We start from the raw sequence: 16966 nt of genomic DNA on the forward strand, positions 1-16966 counted from the left end.
TAAATACATTTTCTTCACTGTATAAGCGGTCCTCCAACGAAGACCGCGACACCGGGTTTGACGTGAAGCGGGTTGACAGCGGCGCGGGGACGTCTGCGGTGCCGCTGTCAGAACGGTCAGCCTAGAAAAGCCCCGCCGTTCGCATGAATCGCCTGGCCGGTCACATAGCGTGCTGTCGGGCCGCACAGAAACTGCACGAGGCTCGCGACTTCGTCGGGCTGGCCGCGCCGGCCGAGCAAGGTGGTGCGTTCAGCGTGGTGCGCAGGTTCGCTGTTGCCCGCCGAGCCGCCGCGCACGGTCGCGATCAAACCGGGCACCACGCAATTGACCGTGATGCCGTCCGGACCCAGATCATGCGCCAGTGCTCGCGTCAAACCCACCAGGCCCGCCTTCGCCGCGATGACGTGCGCGCGTCCCGCCGAACCCGCGTGCGCGGACATGCCGCCGATATTGACGATCGCACCAGCCTTCGATTGCCGCAGATAGGGCAATGCTGCGTGCGCGCAGAGGTACGCGCCGTCGAGAATCACGGACATCACTTCGCGCCAGCGCGTGAAATCCAGTTCCTCAAACGGCATTTCCCGACGCACGGCGGCGTTGTTGATGAGAATGTCGATCTGCCCGAAATGGTGAATCGCGGCTTCCACCAGGCTTTGCGCGCCCGCCGGTTCGCTGATGTCGGCCAGATGCGCGGCCGCGCGCCCCCCCGCTGTTTCGATCGCACGCACGACTTCGGCGGCCTCGGCAGCGGAAGTGCGCGCATTGACGATCACCGCATTGCCCGCCGCCGCGAGTTCCAATGCGATCTCGCGGCCGATGTTGCGCGCTGCTCCGGTGACGACCGCGACGCCGCTGATTTCTGCTTTCATGAATGCACTCCGAGTGATTCCGCCGATAATTTCGATTCTGCACTGCCTCGCAGGGGCCGGTCGGGACGAATCCAGAATGACAGCGCAATGCCGACCAGCAGCAGCGCAATCGACATCACGAATGGCAAGCGATAGCTGCCCGTCATGTCGGTGATCAGGCCGAACGCGACCGGTGACACGACCGCCGCGAGACCGGCCGCCGTGCTGACGAAGCCACTCGCAACGCCCGCATAGGCCGGCGCGATATCCATCGGCACGGCCCAGATCGGTCCTTCGGTTGATTCGAGACAGAACAACGCCGCAGCAAGACAGAGCGCGATGACGGTTCGGTCGCGCACGAACAGTACGCATGCGAGAAACAGCAGCGAGCCAGCAAAGCCCATGATGATGACGTTGCGGCGCGCGTTGTTCAGATTGCCGGTGCGTCGATAGATCGCGTCGGTCAGCAAGCCGCCCGCGGTATCGCCGATCACCCCGGCGAGAAACACGCCCGATGTAAACAGCGCCGTGGTCTTCAGATCGATGCCATACACGCCGACGAAGAAGCTCGGCAGCCAGCTCAAATAGAGCCACAACGTCCACGCGTGACAAAAAAACACCAGCGTGACCGGCATGATGCGCCGAATCAGCGGCCACCATGGCACCGTCGTGCGATGGCGCGGGCCGGCATAAGGAGGCAATGCGTCGACTTCGGCAGCGGTAATCGACGGATGCGTGCGCGGATCGTCGCGAAAATACAGCGCCCATACAATCACCCAGATCGCGCTGACGCAGCCGAGCGCGATAAATGCGCCCCGCCAGCCGAGCAGCGGAATCATCAACACGAGTAGCGGCGGCGTGACGGTGGCCGCCGAGCGCGAGGCTGAGTGCGTGAAGCCCTGTGCGAAGCCACGTCTTGCCACCGGGACCCAGTTGGCCATCGCACGCGTGGCGTTCGGAATGGTGCCGGCTTCGCCGAGACCAACCAGCGCGCGCGAGAGCACCAGCGTCGCGAGGCCGCCGGTCACACCGGTCGCGAGTGTGCCGAGTGCCCACAGGATGCCCGAGAACGCCAGCATCCGGCGCGGTCCGATCCGGTCACCAAGATAACCATTGATCACCTGAAAGATCGCGTAGCAATAGCCGAACGCCGAGAATGCGATGCCAAGCTGCGTGTTTGACAGATGCATCTCCGACTTCAGCAGCGGCGCCGCGATCGAAAGATTCACCCGGTCGACGTACTCGATGAAATACATCGCGCAGATCAGCAGAAACACTCTGCCCGTAGTACCGGTGAACATGCCTGCTTTCGATTTCATCGTGAACCGCCACGCCGGTTGCCATGGTGCATGGTTTGCTCCTTCAGTGCCGATTGTCACCGATTCTCTTCCGGGCGCGATCGTCTTGATTCGGAATGCGTAGGATTATTTTTTTTGCAATATCGCTTACGCGACGCGCGCCATCGGTGCCGCAAGTGACGTATTACGTCTTCTCGACAGGGCGTGCCAGATCAGCCAGCGTGGCAATGTTGTCGATCGATTCCATCTTCCATCCCGCTTCAAGCAACCTTGCGGCGTGCTCACCGCCCAGAATCGGCTCGACCAGATCAGTGAACTTGGCGGTCAGATCGGCATGGGTCATCGGCCGCTCAATGCTGCCGATTGCGTGCTCGACATGCTTCTCGAGCCGCTCCCCACTCGTCAGCGTGATCGTGATGTGAACCGCGTCGGCAGGCATCGTAGGATCGATCTCGGCGGTAACCTTGTCGCGCAGTTGCACTGTCGCGGTGTCGTGGACGGCCGCATCACTGTATTGATACTCACCCGCACGACCGTCGATGATCGCCACCGCCGCCGAGTGATAGACGCTGAACTTGCCGTCGAGCCCGGTCTGCGGCGTGCGCTTGCCGGTCAGTTCGAGCACCAGCGGATGCACCTTCAGCAGCACCGACGCAATTGCGCCCGCCTCGAGTGCATGTTCGTTGCGCAGTTGGATGCAGCCGTCGATCGCCGGATGGATCACGATGCCGCACGCAAACGGCTTGTACGAGTTCAACAGACTTTCATGACGTTCACCGAGCCCTTCCGTGATTTCAGCGTAGTTGCGATGCGTACTCATCACGTTCGCCCAGCCGCGTTTCGCTTCGATGCCCTGCTCGGAACTCGTATAACCACGCGCCGCCAGCAACGCCGACAGCAGGCCGTTCTGCGCCGCGCGACCCGGATGGAAGCTCTTGGTCATCGTGCCGAACATCTCGCGCAAGCCGACCGGCTGTGTCGCCGCAAGCCCGAGGGCCCAGGTCATCTGTTGTTCGTCAAGCCCGAGCAGCTTGCCCGCCGCAGCAGCAGCGCCGAACACGCCCGCGGTGCCGGTGATGTGCCAGCCGATATCGTAGTGATCGGGATAGACCGCGTTGCCGATCCGGCATTCAGTTTCGATGCCAAGCGCAAGCGCGTGAATGAACTCCTTGCCGCTGACCGGACGATATTCAGCCAGTGCAAGAATCGCGGACGCCACCGGTCCCGCGGGATGAATCACAGTCTTCAGATGCGTATCGTCGAAGTCGAAGACGTGCGAGCTGATGCCGTTGAAGAGCGCGGCGCTCAGCACGTCAACCTTCACCGCGCGGCCGAGTACCGTTGCCTGCGCAGGACCGCCAAACGGAGCGAGCGCCGCGATCGCGATCTCGACTGCTTCATGCCGAGACGCGCCGACCGCACAGCCCATCCAGTTGACGAAGGTACGCACCGCATGGTCGCGCACGGCTTGCGGCAGGTTGTCGGCGCGCGCGTTGACAAGGTAGCGCGCAAGGGTTTGGGTAACGCGATCGGCTGGGGTCATCGGATCGTAAATGGTAATGAAGGCATGGGAAGGGGATCGGTAACGTGCGAGATTGCATTGTACATATTGTCGACAATACGCAAATAGTGGAAGATTCCAGTTGCACGAGGATATTGCAGATAGTATGTTGTCGACAATCTTCAAGATGCAATGTGCGTAGTACACTGTGCGCTTTCCAGATGCAGGCCCGCCCATGCCCCGTTCCATCACTTCGCTCGAGTTGCTTCGTTCAGTCACGCTGTCCGGTCTCGTGCAGGATGAAATCCTCCGTCGCATCAAGACTGGCGAGCTTGAGGCCGGCATGAAACTCAATGAGATGGATCTCGCCGCACATCTGAAGATCAGCCGGAGTCCGGTGCGTGAAGCGTTTCGCGCGCTCGAGGAAGCGGGTCTCGTGTTGCTGGAAAAGAATCGCGGCGTCTACATCCGCGAGATTTCCGATACCGAAGCCGCCGAGCTCTATGAAGTGCGCGCGGGACTCGACGAGATGGCCGGCCGCCAGTTGGCGTTGAAAATCACCGACACGCAGTTGCAGGAACTGCACGCGATGCTCGATCAGCTCGAAGCCAGCTCTATTCACGGCGAGCTGAACAATTACTTCACGTTGAATATCGCGTTCCACGACCGGCTGGTCGAACTGTCGGGCAACGCAACGATGCTCGGTCTGTACCGGCAGGTGGTCAACCGAATGCATTTGCTTCGCCGACGCGGTTTCTCGATTGCCGGCAGCTCACAGGCGTCGCATAGCGAACACCGGCGGATTCTCGACGCGCTCGCGCGCCGCGACCCCGAAGCCGTTGCGATAGCGATGCGTCAGCACGTGCAGGCGGGGTTCCAGCGCGCGATCAGCGCGCACAGTGCGGAAGACGCCGCATCCGCTGCCGGTGTCGTTGCCGCCGAATCGACGCGAATCACCCTTGCTGACAGTTGGCGCTAGCAGGGAGCGCGCTTTGCACGCGCGCGACACGGAGACGCACGCATTTCATTACCGACACGGAGTGGTCACCCGTATGAACGTTGAAAAACCAGAAGGAGACGGAATCATCGGCGAAAAACTCGGTGCCTGGATTGCCGGTGCCCAAGCGCCGGCGTTGCCTGCTCAGACGGTCGAAATCGCCCGTCTGTTGTTGCTCGATGTGACCGGTTTGTGCATCTCCGGCCGCGGCGAAGACTACATCCACGCGACGCTGCAGGCCACCGACCCGGGCGGCGCCTGCACGGCGCTCGGCCACGCGAATAGTTTCAGTGCGTTCGATGCGGCGCTGATCAACGGCACCGCCGCGCACGGCGAAGACTACGACGACACCTTTGAGGGCGGTCCGGTGCATTCGGGTGCGGTGGTCGTGCCTGCGGTGCTCGCGGCGTGCGAACGCGAAGGACTCGGTGGCGACGCGTTGTTGCGCGGCATCGCGGTCGGCGCTGAACTGATGTGCCGGCTGAGCCTCGTCGCTCCGCGCGCGATCCACACCGCCGGTTTCCATCCGACCGCCGTGATCGGGGCACTCGCGGCAGCGGGTGGCGTCGCGGCTGCGCTGCGTCTGAATGCGCAACAGGCGAGCTCGGCGCTCGGTATCGCGGGCAGCATGGCAGCGGGGATCATCGAGTATCTGGCCGAAGGAACGTCGACCAAGCGGATGCACGCAGGATGGGCCGCGCAGTCAGGTATTCGCGCGGCGCTGATGGCGCGTGGCGGCTTCGACGGCCCGCGCACCGTGCTCGAAGGCAGGCATGGTTTCTTCAAGGCGTTCGCACCCTCCCGCACGCCCGATTTCTCTGCGCTGCTCGATACGCTCGGCTCGTCGTGGATCATGGAGACGATCGCGTTCAAACCCTACGCGTGCGGCACGATGACCCAGCCGTATATCGATTGCGCCATCGCACTCGCGGAGCGCGGCGTACAAGCGGACCAGATTCGCGACGTCGTGTGCGAAGTCGGCGAAGGCACGGTGCACCGCTTGTGGGAAGAGCTCGCCGTCAAGCATCGGCCACCGACCGCTTACGCCGCCAAATTCAGCACACCTTTCTGCATGGCCGTGGGTTTCTTTGATCGCAAGGCGGGCTTCAGCCAGTTCACCGAAACGCGCATTCACGATCCGGCGGTACTCGCACTGGCCGGCAAGATCCGCTACGTGATCGATCTGGACAACGAATATCCAACCAATTTCACCGGCCATCTGCGCGCGACGCTCAACGACGGCACAGTTCACGAAGTGCGTCAGCCGCATATGCGCGGCGGTGCGCGCGAACCGCTGTCGCGTTCCGAACTCGCGGCCAAATTCGCCGACAACGCGCAGCACGGCGGCTGGAGCGCCGCACTCGCCGACGAGGCGCGCGCATGGTGCGAGACGGTGTTCGACGAGCCGGCAGTCGGCTCGATCGCGCGGTTCCGGCAATAGGCCGATCGATAGGTGTGACGCTCACAACGCCCTTACCCTCGGATGATTGGGAAACGGAGTCTTGCCGCCTTTCGCATTGCCGGCTTCACTAGATGCCACCCATCGTGGCAATGCGTTCGTCTGCGTCAAGATCCGTTCACGGCTCCCAGGCTCCTTGATAAAGCAGTGCAATAGCGTTTTTTGCTGCAGCGACAGGTTCGATTTTTCATTGAACCGGTAAAGTCGTCCGGTCGTTAAGCTGCAATGGAATTCTTGTCGGATAAAATTACTTCCGGGCAAACAGCACTAAATTGCCGGTGCGCTAAATGACTTGCATTTCGCATTCGTTAAGGGAAATTCGGCCATATCGGTGTCGCCTGCGGCGCCAATGGAGAGAACCCTTTTGCCGGACAGGCCATCGATAAGCGCGATAAGGCCTTTAACCACGCCCATTATTTGGGCTGAGTACCACTGCGCTCCACGCCTGAATTTCATATTCCGCACCCATTTCTGCTTTTCCGGTTTGGAAAGCTTCAATAATTATTGGCACGGCGTACAATTGATTCGCCATAATTCCAAAAGCGCATAGCGCCGCAGCAACTATTGTTACGGACGCGCTCATGGACTTAGAGAAGTCTTGTCACAACATGCAATGCGACGCGGCTCGGCGCTCTGGTTTTATTCTCACTCGTTAGCTCTAAATTTTGGATACGCTCATGGCAACCGGTACGGTCAAATGGTTCAACGATGCAAAAGGCTTCGGCTTCATCACACCCGATGACGGCGGCGAAGATCTGTTCGCACACTTTTCGGAAATCAAGGCAGAGGGCTTCAAGAGCCTTCAGGAAAATCAGAAGGTAACGTTTGAGGTAAAACAGGGGCCCAAGGGCAAGCAGGCATCGAACATCGTGCCGGCGTAAGTTTTATCCGGCCGTCACGGCGGCCGGCTTTCATCCGTCCCGCGGATGAAGACGGGGCGCGGCCATCCCTGGCCACGCCCCGTAGTAAGGCTGTTGCGTGCCAACACACGGTCAAAGACCGCGAGTTCCGCCCTCTCCTGTCTATCTGCCAGTCCTGGCGAATGCATCGTCCTGCACCACCGTTTTTCCGCCCTGTACCGCGCCTTGTTTGAAGGCGGGCACAGCTGTATCCGCAGCGGAATGCGACAGACTGAATCGCTCCTCGGGAGCAGTCCCATTCAAATGATAATTGCCGATGGCAGCCTCCCGCTGGATCGCCGGATTATGCGATGCAATGACGCGTGCGTTACGCCAGTGCCGATCAAGCCGGCGTGCTTCGCTCGTGGCCGACGCCCCGCCCACTTCGAACAGCAGCGTGGCGGCCTCAAGCACTTGCTCCAGCACAATCTGCTGCGCCTGATAGGCTTCAATATCGACGGCAATGTAGTCCGCTGTCGTCGCCACGCCCGCGTTGCGCGCCCGATGCACACGGTCGAGCGCCGTGGCTACTGACTCGACCAGCGCTTCAGCGGAATACGCGAGACTCGCCAGGCGCCCCACTACGCGATGCACGAGCGGATTGTCACGCGGGCTCGACTGCCCCGCTACGCCAAACGTGCGTGTACGGCCCTGAACGAAGGCCACGCCGTCGCGCAAAACCGCGCGAGCAATACCCGCGAGCGTCGCCAGATGCACGGCCTGGTAGAACGCGGTAAGCAACGAATTGCGACGCGGCTCCGAGGCCTTGTAGCGCGAGAGGATCTGATCGACCGGAACCCGCACGTTGTCGAACCTTGTTGTTCCGCTAGCAGTCAGACGCTGGCCGAAACCGTCCCAGTCGTCGGTACGCGCGACACCCGGCGCATCGCTTCGAACCAGCACGTGGAGATCGGTCTGCGCGTCGTGCGCAGCTACGTTGATCCATTCCGAATAGAGCGTACCCGTGCTGTAGTACTTCTCACCGTTCAGCAAAACAAAGCGCGCGTCTGCGTCGGGAGTGACGGTCACGCTGTTATGCGTGGAGCCGGTGCGCTCCGATGTAGCCGCGCCAATGGTCTCCCCTTTCGCGACACGACCCAGCCAGCGCTCGCGGGTTGCGTCGTCGCCGGATTCGAGTTGCTGCTCGATGAAACCGGAATGTGCGCGAATGATCTGCGGCAGGTTCGAATCGGCTTCGCCCAGACGCGTCAGCAGACGGAAATACTGCGGCAGCGAGACGCCACTGCCGCCATATTCGCGCGGTACCCGCAAGGCGGTAAAACCGCTGTCTTTCAAACTCTGGACGGCATCGCGAGCGAGTTCACGGCCTTGCTCGCGTTCTACGGTGCCTTTGCCGATCTGCTCGAATATCTCCGCGAAACGCGCTTCAAGCGCAGCGTCCGCCGGTGCTGACGTCGTCATTCACTTCTCCACAATTTGAACAGGTGCGAACGATGAGGATAAGTGCCACGCCAAGCCGCCGACAACGAACGATAGGTGCTAACCATATGCGCTTGCCGGGTTTTGCAGGCTTGTTTTTCGCTTGTTTCCCGCTTGTTCTTCATACCGCGCGGTGAATGCGGTTTATTGCCTTAGTTCTCTGACGTATATCGATCGGCGGATTAATTGGTCGCGTTACGCGGCTGTCCGGTCAAGAATCTGAAGTCAGCTAATAAGCACAAGAGCACGATGACCCAACTTCCCTCCACCCCGCCGCGGCAACTTCACCTCAACGTCAATATCCTGCACTCGGGTTTCGTTCCCTCTGCGTGGCGTCTGGCCGAAGCCGATCCTCAAGCGTTCATCGACGTACGTCATTACGTGCGCGTCGCACAAATCGCGGAGGCGGCCGGCTTCGACGCCGTGTTCCTCGCCGACAATGCCTCTATCGCCGACCAGATCGACTTTCGCCCGATCACCGCGCTCGAGCCGACCATCCTGCTTGCCAGCATCGCGGCAGCGACCTCGCATATCGGCGTGATCGGCACGGCGTCCACGAGTTACAACGAGCCTTACAACATCGCGCGCCGCTTCGCCACGCTCGACCATGTCAGCGGCGGACGTGCAGGCTGGAACGTCGTGACGACCGCGGACCTGGGCTCAGCGCGCAATTTCGGGCGCGACGCAGTGCCCGATCACGCCGAACGCTATGCACGTGCCGCGGAATTCACCAGCGTCGTCAAGGCGCTCTGGGACAGTTGGGAGGACGGCGCACTCGTCGGCGACAAAACCAGCGGACTATTCGTCGATACGGACAAGGTTCATCCCGTCTCGCATCGAGGCACGCATTTCTCCGTGCAAGGTCCGCTGAACGTGCCGCGCTCGCCGCAAGGGCATCCGGTGCTGGTGCAAGCCGGCGCTTCGGGCGATGGCCGCGAGCTTGCCGCACGGCACGCCGAGGCAGTGTTCTCGGCCTCGCAATCGTTCGACGAATCTTTAGCTTATGGGCGCGATCTGAAGGCGCGCGCAGCAGCCTTTGGACGGGGTCCTAACGCCGTGAAGGTGCTGGCGGGACTGACCACGATCATAGGCGCCACGGAGGCCGAAGCGTTGCGTCGCCGCGATGAACTGGTCGACCTGATTCCGTGGAGTTATAGCCTCACCCGGCTGGCCGGCACCCTGGGCTTGACGCCTGATCGTCTCAAGCTGGACGAACAACTGCCGGACAACCTGTCCTTACCCGGCCAGGGCAACGGCAACCATACGTTCTTTCACGCCACGATCGCGCAAGCGCGGCAGAACGGCTATACAGTGCGCCAGCTCATCCGGGCACTTGCCGGAGGCGGGGGTCATCGCGTGATCGTGGGGACGCCCGAGCAAATCGCCGATGACATCGAACACTGGTTCAGGGCCGGAGCCGCCGATGGCTTCAACCTCATGCCGGACACATTGCCGGGCGGCCTGCAGAACTTCGTCGACGGCGTTGTTCCAATCCTTCGTCAGCGCGGCATCTTTCGCACCCGCTACGAAGGCACGACGTTACGCGAGCATCTCGGTCTGGCACGTCCCGAGAATCAACGCTTGTGGCGCAAAAGCGCCTGAGCATGCAGCCGGATCATCGGGCTCATGCCTGACAGTCACCCCTTTCACGACGCACTCCAATTCCACACTCCATGGCCAAGCGAACCGGACAATTGCGCCTAGGCGCCTTTCTTTATCCCGCAGGACATCACATTGCCGCGTGGCGTCACCCGGACGCACAGGCAGACGCGGGCGTGAATTTCCGGCACTACGTGCAGCTCGCCCAGGCGGCGCAAGCAGCGAAATTCGATCTCGTTTTTCTCGCCGATGGTGTAGGCACCCGAGGCGATAACCTCGACTTCCTGAGCCGTACCGCGCACAGCTACATCGCGCAGTTCGAACCCATCACGCTGCTGTCTGCACTGGCTGCCGTGACAGAAAACATTGGCCTGGTCGGCACGGCGTCGACCAGCTTCAACGAGCCGTATCACATCGCTCGAAAATTTGCGTCGCTCGACCATATCAGCGGCGGTCGCGCGGGATGGAACCTCGTTACTTCGTCGAATGAACACGAAGCGAAGAACTTCAATCGCGACAAGCATTTCGATCATGGGGAGCGCTATGAACGGGCGACCGAGTTCGCGGAAGTGGTCGATCGTCTCTGGGATAGTTGGGAGGACGATGCATTCTTGCGCGACAAGGAGAAAGGCCGCTTCTTCGACCCCACCAAACGCCATGTCCTCGATCACAAAGGACGTTTCTTCCAGGTCAAGGGGCCGTTGAACGTCGCGCGCTCGCCGCAAGGTCAGCCGGTCGTCGTGCAGGCGGGTTCATCGGAAGCCGGCCGGGCGCTGGCCGCCCGTACCGCCGAGGTTATCTTCACGGCGCAGCAAACCCTCCAGGACGCGATCGATTTTTATGCTGATGTCAAAGGCCGTCTCGACCAGCACGGGCGTCATCCGGATGAGCTGAAGATCATGCCAGGCGTCATGCCCATTGTCGGGCGTACCGAAAGCGAGGCCCGCGAGAAGTTCGAGCATCTGCAATCGCTGATTGATCCAGCGGTGGGTCTCGCGTTGGTTTCGGGCCTGACCGGTGGTTTCGACTTGTCGGCTTACCCGCTTGATGGCCCAATTCCCGAGTTGCCGGAAACGAATGCGAGCAAGAGCCGTCAACTGCTTACGCTTGAATTGGCACGGCGCGAAAACCTGACCATTCGCCAGCTTTATCTGCGCGTGGCGGGCGCACGCGGACATTGGCAAGTGGTCGGAACGCCGGAGCAGGTTGCAGATCAACTGGAAGAACGCTTCGTCCACCATGGCGCCGACGGCTACAACATCATGCCCGCGGTTCTGCCGGGCAGCCTGACGGATTTCATCGAACTGGTGCTGCCGGAGTTGCGGCGCCGTGGACTGTTTCGCACAGAGTATGAGGGCCGGACGCTGCGCGCGAATCTTGGTCTTGCGCAGCCTGTTAACCGTTACTCGGCGGAGAAGACCAGCGCGGTGGCCGCCTGAGTTAACTGGCACGGGCGCGGGTTCAACGTGCACGCGAACCCGACGGCGGCGTCCGCGGTTTAAAGCGTGAGGCCGTCAAGACATCTCACGCTCCGGAACCGGGCCATGGGCCCTGTCCTTGTCATCAAGGTATGAACGTCGATAAGCGGGCGTCGACGACATCAAGAGCTTCGTATACGCATGCTCGGGTGCCGCGAATATGCGTTCAGCCTCGCCTTCTTCGACAACGCGGCCGTCCTTGAAGACCAGCACCCGATCGCTCAGATGACGCACAACGTCGAGATCGTGCGAGATGAACAGCAACGACGTGTGCAACCGTCCCTGCAATTCCGCCAGCAGGTCGAGCACTTGCGCCTGGACGTATACATCGAGGGCGGACACGGGCTCGTCGCAGACAATCAGCGCGGGCTCCGGGGCGAGCGCCCGCGCGATCGCCACACGTTGCCGCTGGCCACCCGAGAGCGACGTGGGACGCCGGTCGAGAAATGCTGCATTGAGTCCGACCTGTTCGAGCAGCTCGACGCTTTTCGCAAGCACCGCCGGCCCGGATAATCGCTTCGGCCATAACGCTTCTTCCAGCAACTGGCGCACCGAATGACGTGGGTCGAAGGAACTGAGCGGGTCTTGCGGAATATATTGAAGGCGGGGCCGCAAGTCACGGCGCGAACGCTCGGAAACGCCTTGGCCGTTCCAGCGTGTATCGAGAAATTCGACCTTACCCGCAGCCGGCTCAACCAGTCCCAGAACAATGTTCGCGCAGGTGCTTTTTCCCGAACCGGACTCGCCGACAATACCCAGCACTTCCCCTTCGTGCACCTCGAATGAGACGTCCTGCAGTGCAGTAAAAGTGTCGCCGCGATCTTTGCCACGACGCGAATAATGCTTGCCGATTCCATCAACGCGCAGCACGACTTTTTGTGAACGCGCACGTCGTGGTGGCAAGGGCTCGCGCACGATCACCGGCGCGCTGGCTGGGGTGTCCCCTTCGGCTTGGCCACGAGCGGTCATCGTCGTCACGAATCGCGCGGAACTCAGCCGATGCCCTCGCGATTGCGCCGACGGTTGTGCGGCCAGCAACTGCCGTGTGTAGGGATGCGAGGGGTTATTCAGCACGCTCGCGGTGGTCCCGCTGTCGACCACTTCACCGTTGTGCATCACGAGCACCCGATCGGCAATGCCGGCTACCACTGCCAGATCGTGGCTGATCAGCAGCACCCCCACGCCTTGTTCGAGACGTGTCGCGAGAACCGCCAGGACCTGCGCCTGCACGGTCACGTCCAGCGCCGTCGTCGGTTCGTCGGCGATCACGAGCGCAGGTCCCGCTGCGATAGCGGATGCAATCAGCGCACGCTGGCGCAAGCCGCCGGACAACTCATGAGCATACTGATTCGCACGATGTTCCGGTTCGGCAATACCAACGTCCTGCATCACCGTGTGAACCCGTTCCCGGCGTTCATGGCGCGACCGGGCGAGCCGATGATGCACCAGCACCTCGCCTATCTCGGCTCCAACGGTGCGCAGCGGATCGAGCGAGACAAGTGCGTCCTGCATCACCAGCCCCGCGAAGGTGCCACGCAACGAGCGCCAATCGTGCTCGCTGAAGCGTAGCGCCTGACGACCGTCGATCTCGAACTGACTGGCATCGATCACTGCATGCGGTCCAGCCAGACCCAGCAGCGAACGCGCCGTGAGGCTCTTGCCGGAACCCGACTCGCCCACCAGCGCCACACACTCGCCGGCGCGGATGGAAAGATCGACATCGCGCACCAGCGGTTCGCCACCGTTAGCACCTGGAAAGCGAATGGTCAGGCCGCGGATATCAACTAGTGTTTTTGGCTCATGCATGGCGCCTGTCATCGCGTTCGTCCTTCGACCTTGCGTTGCAAAAATTTTCCGATCACGGAAAACGCGATAACGGTCAGCGTAAGCGCGAGACCGGGGAATACGCTCGGCCACCACGCGACCCGCAGCACGTCGCGGCCTTCGGCAAGCATGACACCCCATTCGGGCGTCGGCGGCTGCGGCCCCAGCCCAAGGAAACTCAAACCCGATACCGCGATGATCGCGCTGCCAATGTCGATGGTCGCAATCACCGGCACGACCACCAGCACGTTGGGCAGCACGTGCCGCAAGAACACGCGGCTGCGCGAGAGCCCATAGCTCACAGCGTGCGTGACATAGTCGGCGCGCCGCACCACGAGTGTCTGGCTGCGCAGCACCCGCCCGAATTTCGGAATGCCCGCGATACCTACCGCGATTGCAATATTGACAATGCCCTGCCCGAGGAACGTCACGACGAACAACGACAACAGGATGGGAGGAAAGGCCGAGAGCACGTCGAACACGCGCGACGCCGATTCATCGGTGAGACGTTTTCCGAGGCCCGCCGTCATGCCGATCACGAGTCCGATCGCGAGACTCACAAGCATGCTGGCAAGTCCGATCAGCAGCGAATAACGCACCCCGTGGATCACCCGCGAGAAAACATCGCGGCCAATACGGTCAGTGCCGAACCAGTGCTGTGCGCTGGGCGGCTGCAACGTCTGCGCGATGTCGCTCGTGAGCGGATCGACGTGCGTGACGAGAGGCGGATAAGCAATGGCAACGGCCAACGCCAGCAAGAAAAGACCTGCAAGCAACACGCCCGGGGGAATGGCCTGTATCGACCACTCCGAACGCCGCGTAGCGGCCGGATAAATGATCTCGCTCATTGGCTGCGCAACCTCGGATCGATGAACAGATAGGCAACATCGAGCAGTGTCGAGATCACCACGTGGACGAAGGCCGCGAGCAGCACCACAGCGAGTACGACCGGCACGTCCTGCGCAGTGACCGCATTGAGCGTCACGCTGCCGATGCCGGGCCGGCCGAACATTTTTTCAGTGATCACCGCGCCGCCGAGCAGGCTGCCGATGAGCCAGCCGCCCAGCGTCACGACCGGCAGCAATGCATGCCGGAGAACGTGGCGAAAGCGTAGTGCGAGCTCGCCCACGCCGCGCGAACGGATCGTGGTGACGAAGGGTTTCTCCAGTGCGGCCTCAAGCGCCTCGCGCATCACTTGCGACAGGATCCCGGCCGTCGGCAAAGCCAGTGTGACCGCGGGCAGCACGAGCGAACGCCAACTGCTTGCGCCCGATACGGGGAAGATATGCAACTGGAACGAGAAGGCAATCAGCAACAACATGCCCAGCCAGAACACGGGGGTAGAGGTGAACGTGAGTTCGAACACCGCGGCGATACGGCTGCCCCATGCGCCATGTCGCGATACCGACCCAGCGGTCAACGTGGCGACCAGGATCGCCAAAACGATCGCCAGCAGGCCGGCCGATCCCGCCAGTTCCGCCGTTGGCAAAAGCTGGCTACTCAGCACGGCAATCACAGGCTGTTGCATCACGAACGACGTACCCAGGTCCGCGTGCGCCAGCCGCAACAGGAACTGCCCATACTGCCACGGAAGACTGCGATCCAGTCCCCATTGCGCGGCGATCGCTTCGCGCAAGCCGGGATAAGACAGATCCCCCGCAAGCACATCTTCAATGCGTCCCGGCAGTGCGTGAATGGCCACGAACGCGGCCGTCGCCGCCAGCCACAGCACGAGCAAGCCGGTCAACAAACGCGTGATGATCTTCTGAAGCATCTCAGCCTCCTTACTTCGTCTGCGGCTCGACCCACAGGTCATACGAACTCGCCGGGCCATCGAGTTGCGGTTCGAAGCCCATACCGTGCACGTTCGACTTCGCGGCGAGGTGATAAGCCGGCGCGAACAGCGGCACGATAAACGCCTGATCCACCGCGCGCGCCTGGATCTTGCCCAGCAGCTTGTGGCGTTCCTCGCCCACGGGCAGGAGACGGGCATGGTTGATATCGTCGACTATGGTTGCGTCTGGGTTCTTGATCGCGTTGTAGAGAAAGCCCTGGTCGCCCAGCATGTCCCATAGCTCCATGGCGCCGTCCGACGGGTTGTCGGTGTTCGGATAGATGGTCCAGTTACCGGTCGCCTTCTGGTTGGTAAAGTCACCCGCCGTGGTGATACGCAAGCCGAGATCGAGCCCGATGTTCTGACGCAGCGCCGACTGCACTGCGCGAATCAGCACGTCGCGGCTGTCGCGTACGTAAGGCTGCGGATAGCCGACCTCAATGGAGAGCCGCTTGCCCTCGCGCGTACGAAAACCGTCGCTGTCGCGCTGCGTCCAGCCCGCATCGTCGAGCAGCTTGTTGGCCTCGGCGATCTTGTTGCCCCACGAACCGTTGAGACTCGCGTCGTAGTCCGCGTTGTCCGGCCCGATGTTCGAATACGCGCGCCGTACCGTACCCAGATAGACGCTCTTCACGATCCCGTCCAGATCGAAGCCGTCGCGCAATGCGCGGCGCACGCGTACATCGTTCGCCGGTGCGACGGTGTAGTTAACGTTGAGCGTGAACGAGGTCGTTGCCGACGGCCCGGTCAGGTACTGAAATCCGTCGACCTTGTCGAACACCGCAATGTCAGTGGGTTGCACGCCTTCGATCAGGTCAACCTGTCCCGAACTGAGCGCACCGGTCCGCACTGCAGCTTCCGGCAGGAAGCGGTACGTGACGCGATCAAGATAAGCCGGGCCCTGATGCTGTGCGTTCCCGGGTCCCCACCGGTAATCCGGATTGCGTTCGAAGACTGCTGCCTGGCCGCGCTGATAGGACCTGAATACGAACGGCCCGGTGCCGACCATGCCGGGTCCGCCGCCGCAGAGATCCTTGTTCTCGGCGAGCGCCTTCGGCGAGATAAATCCAAGCTTGACGCTCGACAGCGATTCGAGCGTCGTTGAATCGGCCTGCTTCATGACGAGCTTGACTACCGTCGGTGACACAACTTCCGCGTGGTCAAAATGAACCAGCAGCGAAGCCGACGCCGAGGTCGTGCTGACGTTGCTCAGGATGTAGTCAAAATTGGCCTTGACGGCGGCCGCGTTGAACGGGGTTCCGTCGGTGAACTTCACGTCATCGCGCAGGGTGAACGTATAGCTTTTGCCGTCGTCGGCGACCGTCCAGGACTTGGCCAGCCACGGCGCATAGCTGCCGTCGGTTTTCTTGCTGATCAGGGAATCAATGTAGTTTCGGATCACCCAGAACGCGTTTTGCTGCGATGAACGATGAGGATCGAAGCACGCGGGTTCCGTCGTGACACCCCAGGTGAGCGCGCCGCCTGAGACCGGCTTGGCCGGGGTTTGCTGCTGGGGCGAAGCTGAATCGGATTTGCTGCAGCCACTCAGTACGAAACCGGCACTAAGGGCCGTCGCGCCCACGAGCGCGAGAAGTCTTGCGTTCATCTAACCGGATTCCTGTCGAAGGTCGAGCGGCCCGAGAGGGGCCACTGCTGCTGCGTGGTCGTGCTTGAAGCGGCCACGCAAAAATTGACCTTGCATCGTAGGCGGCGAGACAGGCATCGCAAACGTAGTATTTATTCTATGGATAGCGGATGCGATTTCATATCGATCGGAAGGATTCGCTTA

At 61.5% G+C, this 16966-nt stretch carries 13 protein-coding genes; 5 read left to right on the forward strand and 8 right to left on the reverse strand.

The window, feature by feature from the left end:
- Positions 1 to 116: 116 nt before the first annotated feature.
- From ABH944_RS14895 to ABH944_RS14905, 3 genes are all read right to left on the reverse strand, one after another.
- Positions 117 to 869 carry an SDR family NAD(P)-dependent oxidoreductase gene (locus ABH944_RS14895; RefSeq protein WP_404607714.1) on the reverse strand — a complete coding sequence of 251 codons (753 nt, stop codon included), beginning with the start codon at positions 867 to 869 and terminating at the stop codon, positions 117 to 119.
- Entirely contained in the window at positions 866 to 2167 is a 1302-nt protein-coding gene (locus ABH944_RS14900) for an MFS transporter (RefSeq protein ID WP_404607713.1), read from the reverse strand. Before ABH944_RS14900 ends, ABH944_RS14895 begins: the two co-directional genes overlap by 4 nt.
- A 163-nt stretch (positions 2168 to 2330) precedes the next feature.
- Positions 2331 to 3689, reverse strand: coding sequence for an MmgE/PrpD family protein (locus tag ABH944_RS14905; protein WP_404607711.1), 1359 nt, complete (start codon positions 3687 to 3689; stop codon positions 2331 to 2333).
- Positions 3690 to 3882: 193 nt separating this feature from the next.
- Between ABH944_RS14905 and ABH944_RS14910 the strand changes: the two genes are divergently transcribed.
- The 3 genes from ABH944_RS14910 (at position 3883) to ABH944_RS14920 (ending at position 6984) form a co-directional block, all read left to right on the forward strand.
- Positions 3883 to 4626: an FCD domain-containing protein gene (locus tag ABH944_RS14910; protein ID WP_404607710.1), complete on the forward strand. Its 744-nt coding sequence runs from the start codon at positions 3883 to 3885 to the stop codon at positions 4624 to 4626.
- Positions 4627 to 4699: 73 nt separating this feature from the next.
- Positions 4700 to 6085 carry an MmgE/PrpD family protein gene (locus ABH944_RS14915; RefSeq protein WP_404607708.1) on the forward strand — a complete coding sequence of 462 codons (1386 nt, stop codon included), beginning with the start codon at positions 4700 to 4702 and terminating at the stop codon, positions 6083 to 6085.
- 695 nt (positions 6086 to 6780) lie between these two features.
- Entirely contained in the window at positions 6781 to 6984 is a 204-nt protein-coding gene (locus ABH944_RS14920) for a cold-shock protein (protein WP_031356584.1), read from the forward strand.
- Positions 6985 to 7125: 141 nt separating this feature from the next.
- Here the strand turns inward: ABH944_RS14920 and ABH944_RS14925 are convergent, their stop codons facing one another.
- On the reverse strand, positions 7126 to 8424 hold the full coding sequence (locus ABH944_RS14925) for an acyl-CoA dehydrogenase family protein (protein WP_404607706.1): 1299 nt from the start codon (positions 8422 to 8424) through the stop codon (positions 7126 to 7128).
- Positions 8425 to 8691: 267 nt separating this feature from the next.
- Here ABH944_RS14925 and ABH944_RS14930 point away from each other — a divergent pair, with 267 nt between their 5' ends.
- A complete protein-coding gene (locus tag ABH944_RS14930; protein ID WP_404607704.1) occupies positions 8692 to 10044 on the forward strand; it encodes an LLM class flavin-dependent oxidoreductase in 1353 nt (450 codons plus the stop codon).
- A gap of 71 nt (positions 10045 to 10115) precedes the next feature.
- A complete protein-coding gene (locus ABH944_RS14935) occupies positions 10116 to 11480 on the forward strand; it encodes an LLM class flavin-dependent oxidoreductase (RefSeq protein ID WP_404607703.1) in 1365 nt (454 codons plus the stop codon).
- 75 nt (positions 11481 to 11555) lie between these two features.
- Here the strand turns inward: ABH944_RS14935 and ABH944_RS14940 are convergent, their stop codons facing one another.
- From ABH944_RS14940 to ABH944_RS14955, 4 genes are read right to left on the reverse strand one after another with little or no spacing between them, the layout of a single operon-like run.
- The gene (locus ABH944_RS14940; protein WP_404607701.1) at positions 11556 to 13325 is read right to left on the reverse strand and encodes a dipeptide ABC transporter ATP-binding protein; all 1770 of its coding nucleotides are present in this window, start codon (positions 13323 to 13325) and stop codon (positions 11556 to 11558) included.
- A gap of 8 nt (positions 13326 to 13333) precedes the next feature.
- Positions 13334 to 14191 (reverse strand): ABC transporter permease, encoded by an 858-nt coding sequence (locus ABH944_RS14945; protein ID WP_404607699.1) that lies wholly within the window; start codon positions 14189 to 14191, stop codon positions 13334 to 13336.
- The gene (locus ABH944_RS14950) at positions 14188 to 15117 is read right to left on the reverse strand and encodes an ABC transporter permease (RefSeq protein WP_404607697.1); all 930 of its coding nucleotides are present in this window, start codon (positions 15115 to 15117) and stop codon (positions 14188 to 14190) included. The genes ABH944_RS14945 and ABH944_RS14950 overlap by 4 nt, the downstream gene beginning before the upstream one ends.
- Before the next feature lie 10 nt (positions 15118 to 15127).
- Complete coding sequence (locus tag ABH944_RS14955) at positions 15128 to 16783, reverse strand: ABC transporter substrate-binding protein (protein WP_404607696.1); 1656 nt, start codon at positions 16781 to 16783, stop codon at positions 15128 to 15130.
- Positions 16784 to 16966 lie beyond the last annotated feature (183 nt).

Origin of the sequence: Caballeronia udeis, assembly GCF_044909315.1 — a bacterium.
In the GTDB taxonomy this organism is placed as follows: domain Bacteria; phylum Pseudomonadota; class Gammaproteobacteria; order Burkholderiales; family Burkholderiaceae; genus Caballeronia; species Caballeronia udeis_A.

What these genes read in the sequence shown, in the direction of transcription:
- ABH944_RS14895 (WP_404607714.1), bottom strand. Translation starts at nt 869, where the DNA reads ATGAAAGCAGAAATCAGCGGCGTCGCGGTCGTCACCGGAGCAGCGCGC.
- ABH944_RS14900 (WP_404607713.1), bottom strand. Translation starts at nt 2,167, where the DNA reads ATGAAATCGAAAGCAGGCATGTTCACCGGTACTACGGGCAGAGTGTTT.
- ABH944_RS14905 (WP_404607711.1), bottom strand. Translation starts at nt 3,689, where the DNA reads ATGACCCCAGCCGATCGCGTTACCCAAACCCTTGCGCGCTACCTTGTC.
- ABH944_RS14910 (WP_404607710.1), top strand. Translation starts at nt 3,883, where the DNA reads ATGCCCCGTTCCATCACTTCGCTCGAGTTGCTTCGTTCAGTCACGCTG.
- ABH944_RS14915 (WP_404607708.1), top strand. Translation starts at nt 4,700, where the DNA reads ATGAACGTTGAAAAACCAGAAGGAGACGGAATCATCGGCGAAAAACTC.
- ABH944_RS14920 (WP_031356584.1), top strand. Translation starts at nt 6,781, where the DNA reads ATGGCAACCGGTACGGTCAAATGGTTCAACGATGCAAAAGGCTTCGGC.
- ABH944_RS14925 (WP_404607706.1), bottom strand. Translation starts at nt 8,424, where the DNA reads ATGACGACGTCAGCACCGGCGGACGCTGCGCTTGAAGCGCGTTTCGCG.
- ABH944_RS14930 (WP_404607704.1), top strand. Translation starts at nt 8,692, where the DNA reads ATGACCCAACTTCCCTCCACCCCGCCGCGGCAACTTCACCTCAACGTC.
- ABH944_RS14935 (WP_404607703.1), top strand. Translation starts at nt 10,116, where the DNA reads ATGGCCAAGCGAACCGGACAATTGCGCCTAGGCGCCTTTCTTTATCCC.
- ABH944_RS14940 (WP_404607701.1), bottom strand. Translation starts at nt 13,325, where the DNA reads ATGCATGAGCCAAAAACACTAGTTGATATCCGCGGCCTGACCATTCGC.
- ABH944_RS14945 (WP_404607699.1), bottom strand. Translation starts at nt 14,191, where the DNA reads ATGAGCGAGATCATTTATCCGGCCGCTACGCGGCGTTCGGAGTGGTCG.
- ABH944_RS14950 (WP_404607697.1), bottom strand. Translation starts at nt 15,117, where the DNA reads ATGCTTCAGAAGATCATCACGCGTTTGTTGACCGGCTTGCTCGTGCTG.
- ABH944_RS14955 (WP_404607696.1), bottom strand. Translation starts at nt 16,783, where the DNA reads ATGAACGCAAGACTTCTCGCGCTCGTGGGCGCGACGGCCCTTAGTGCC.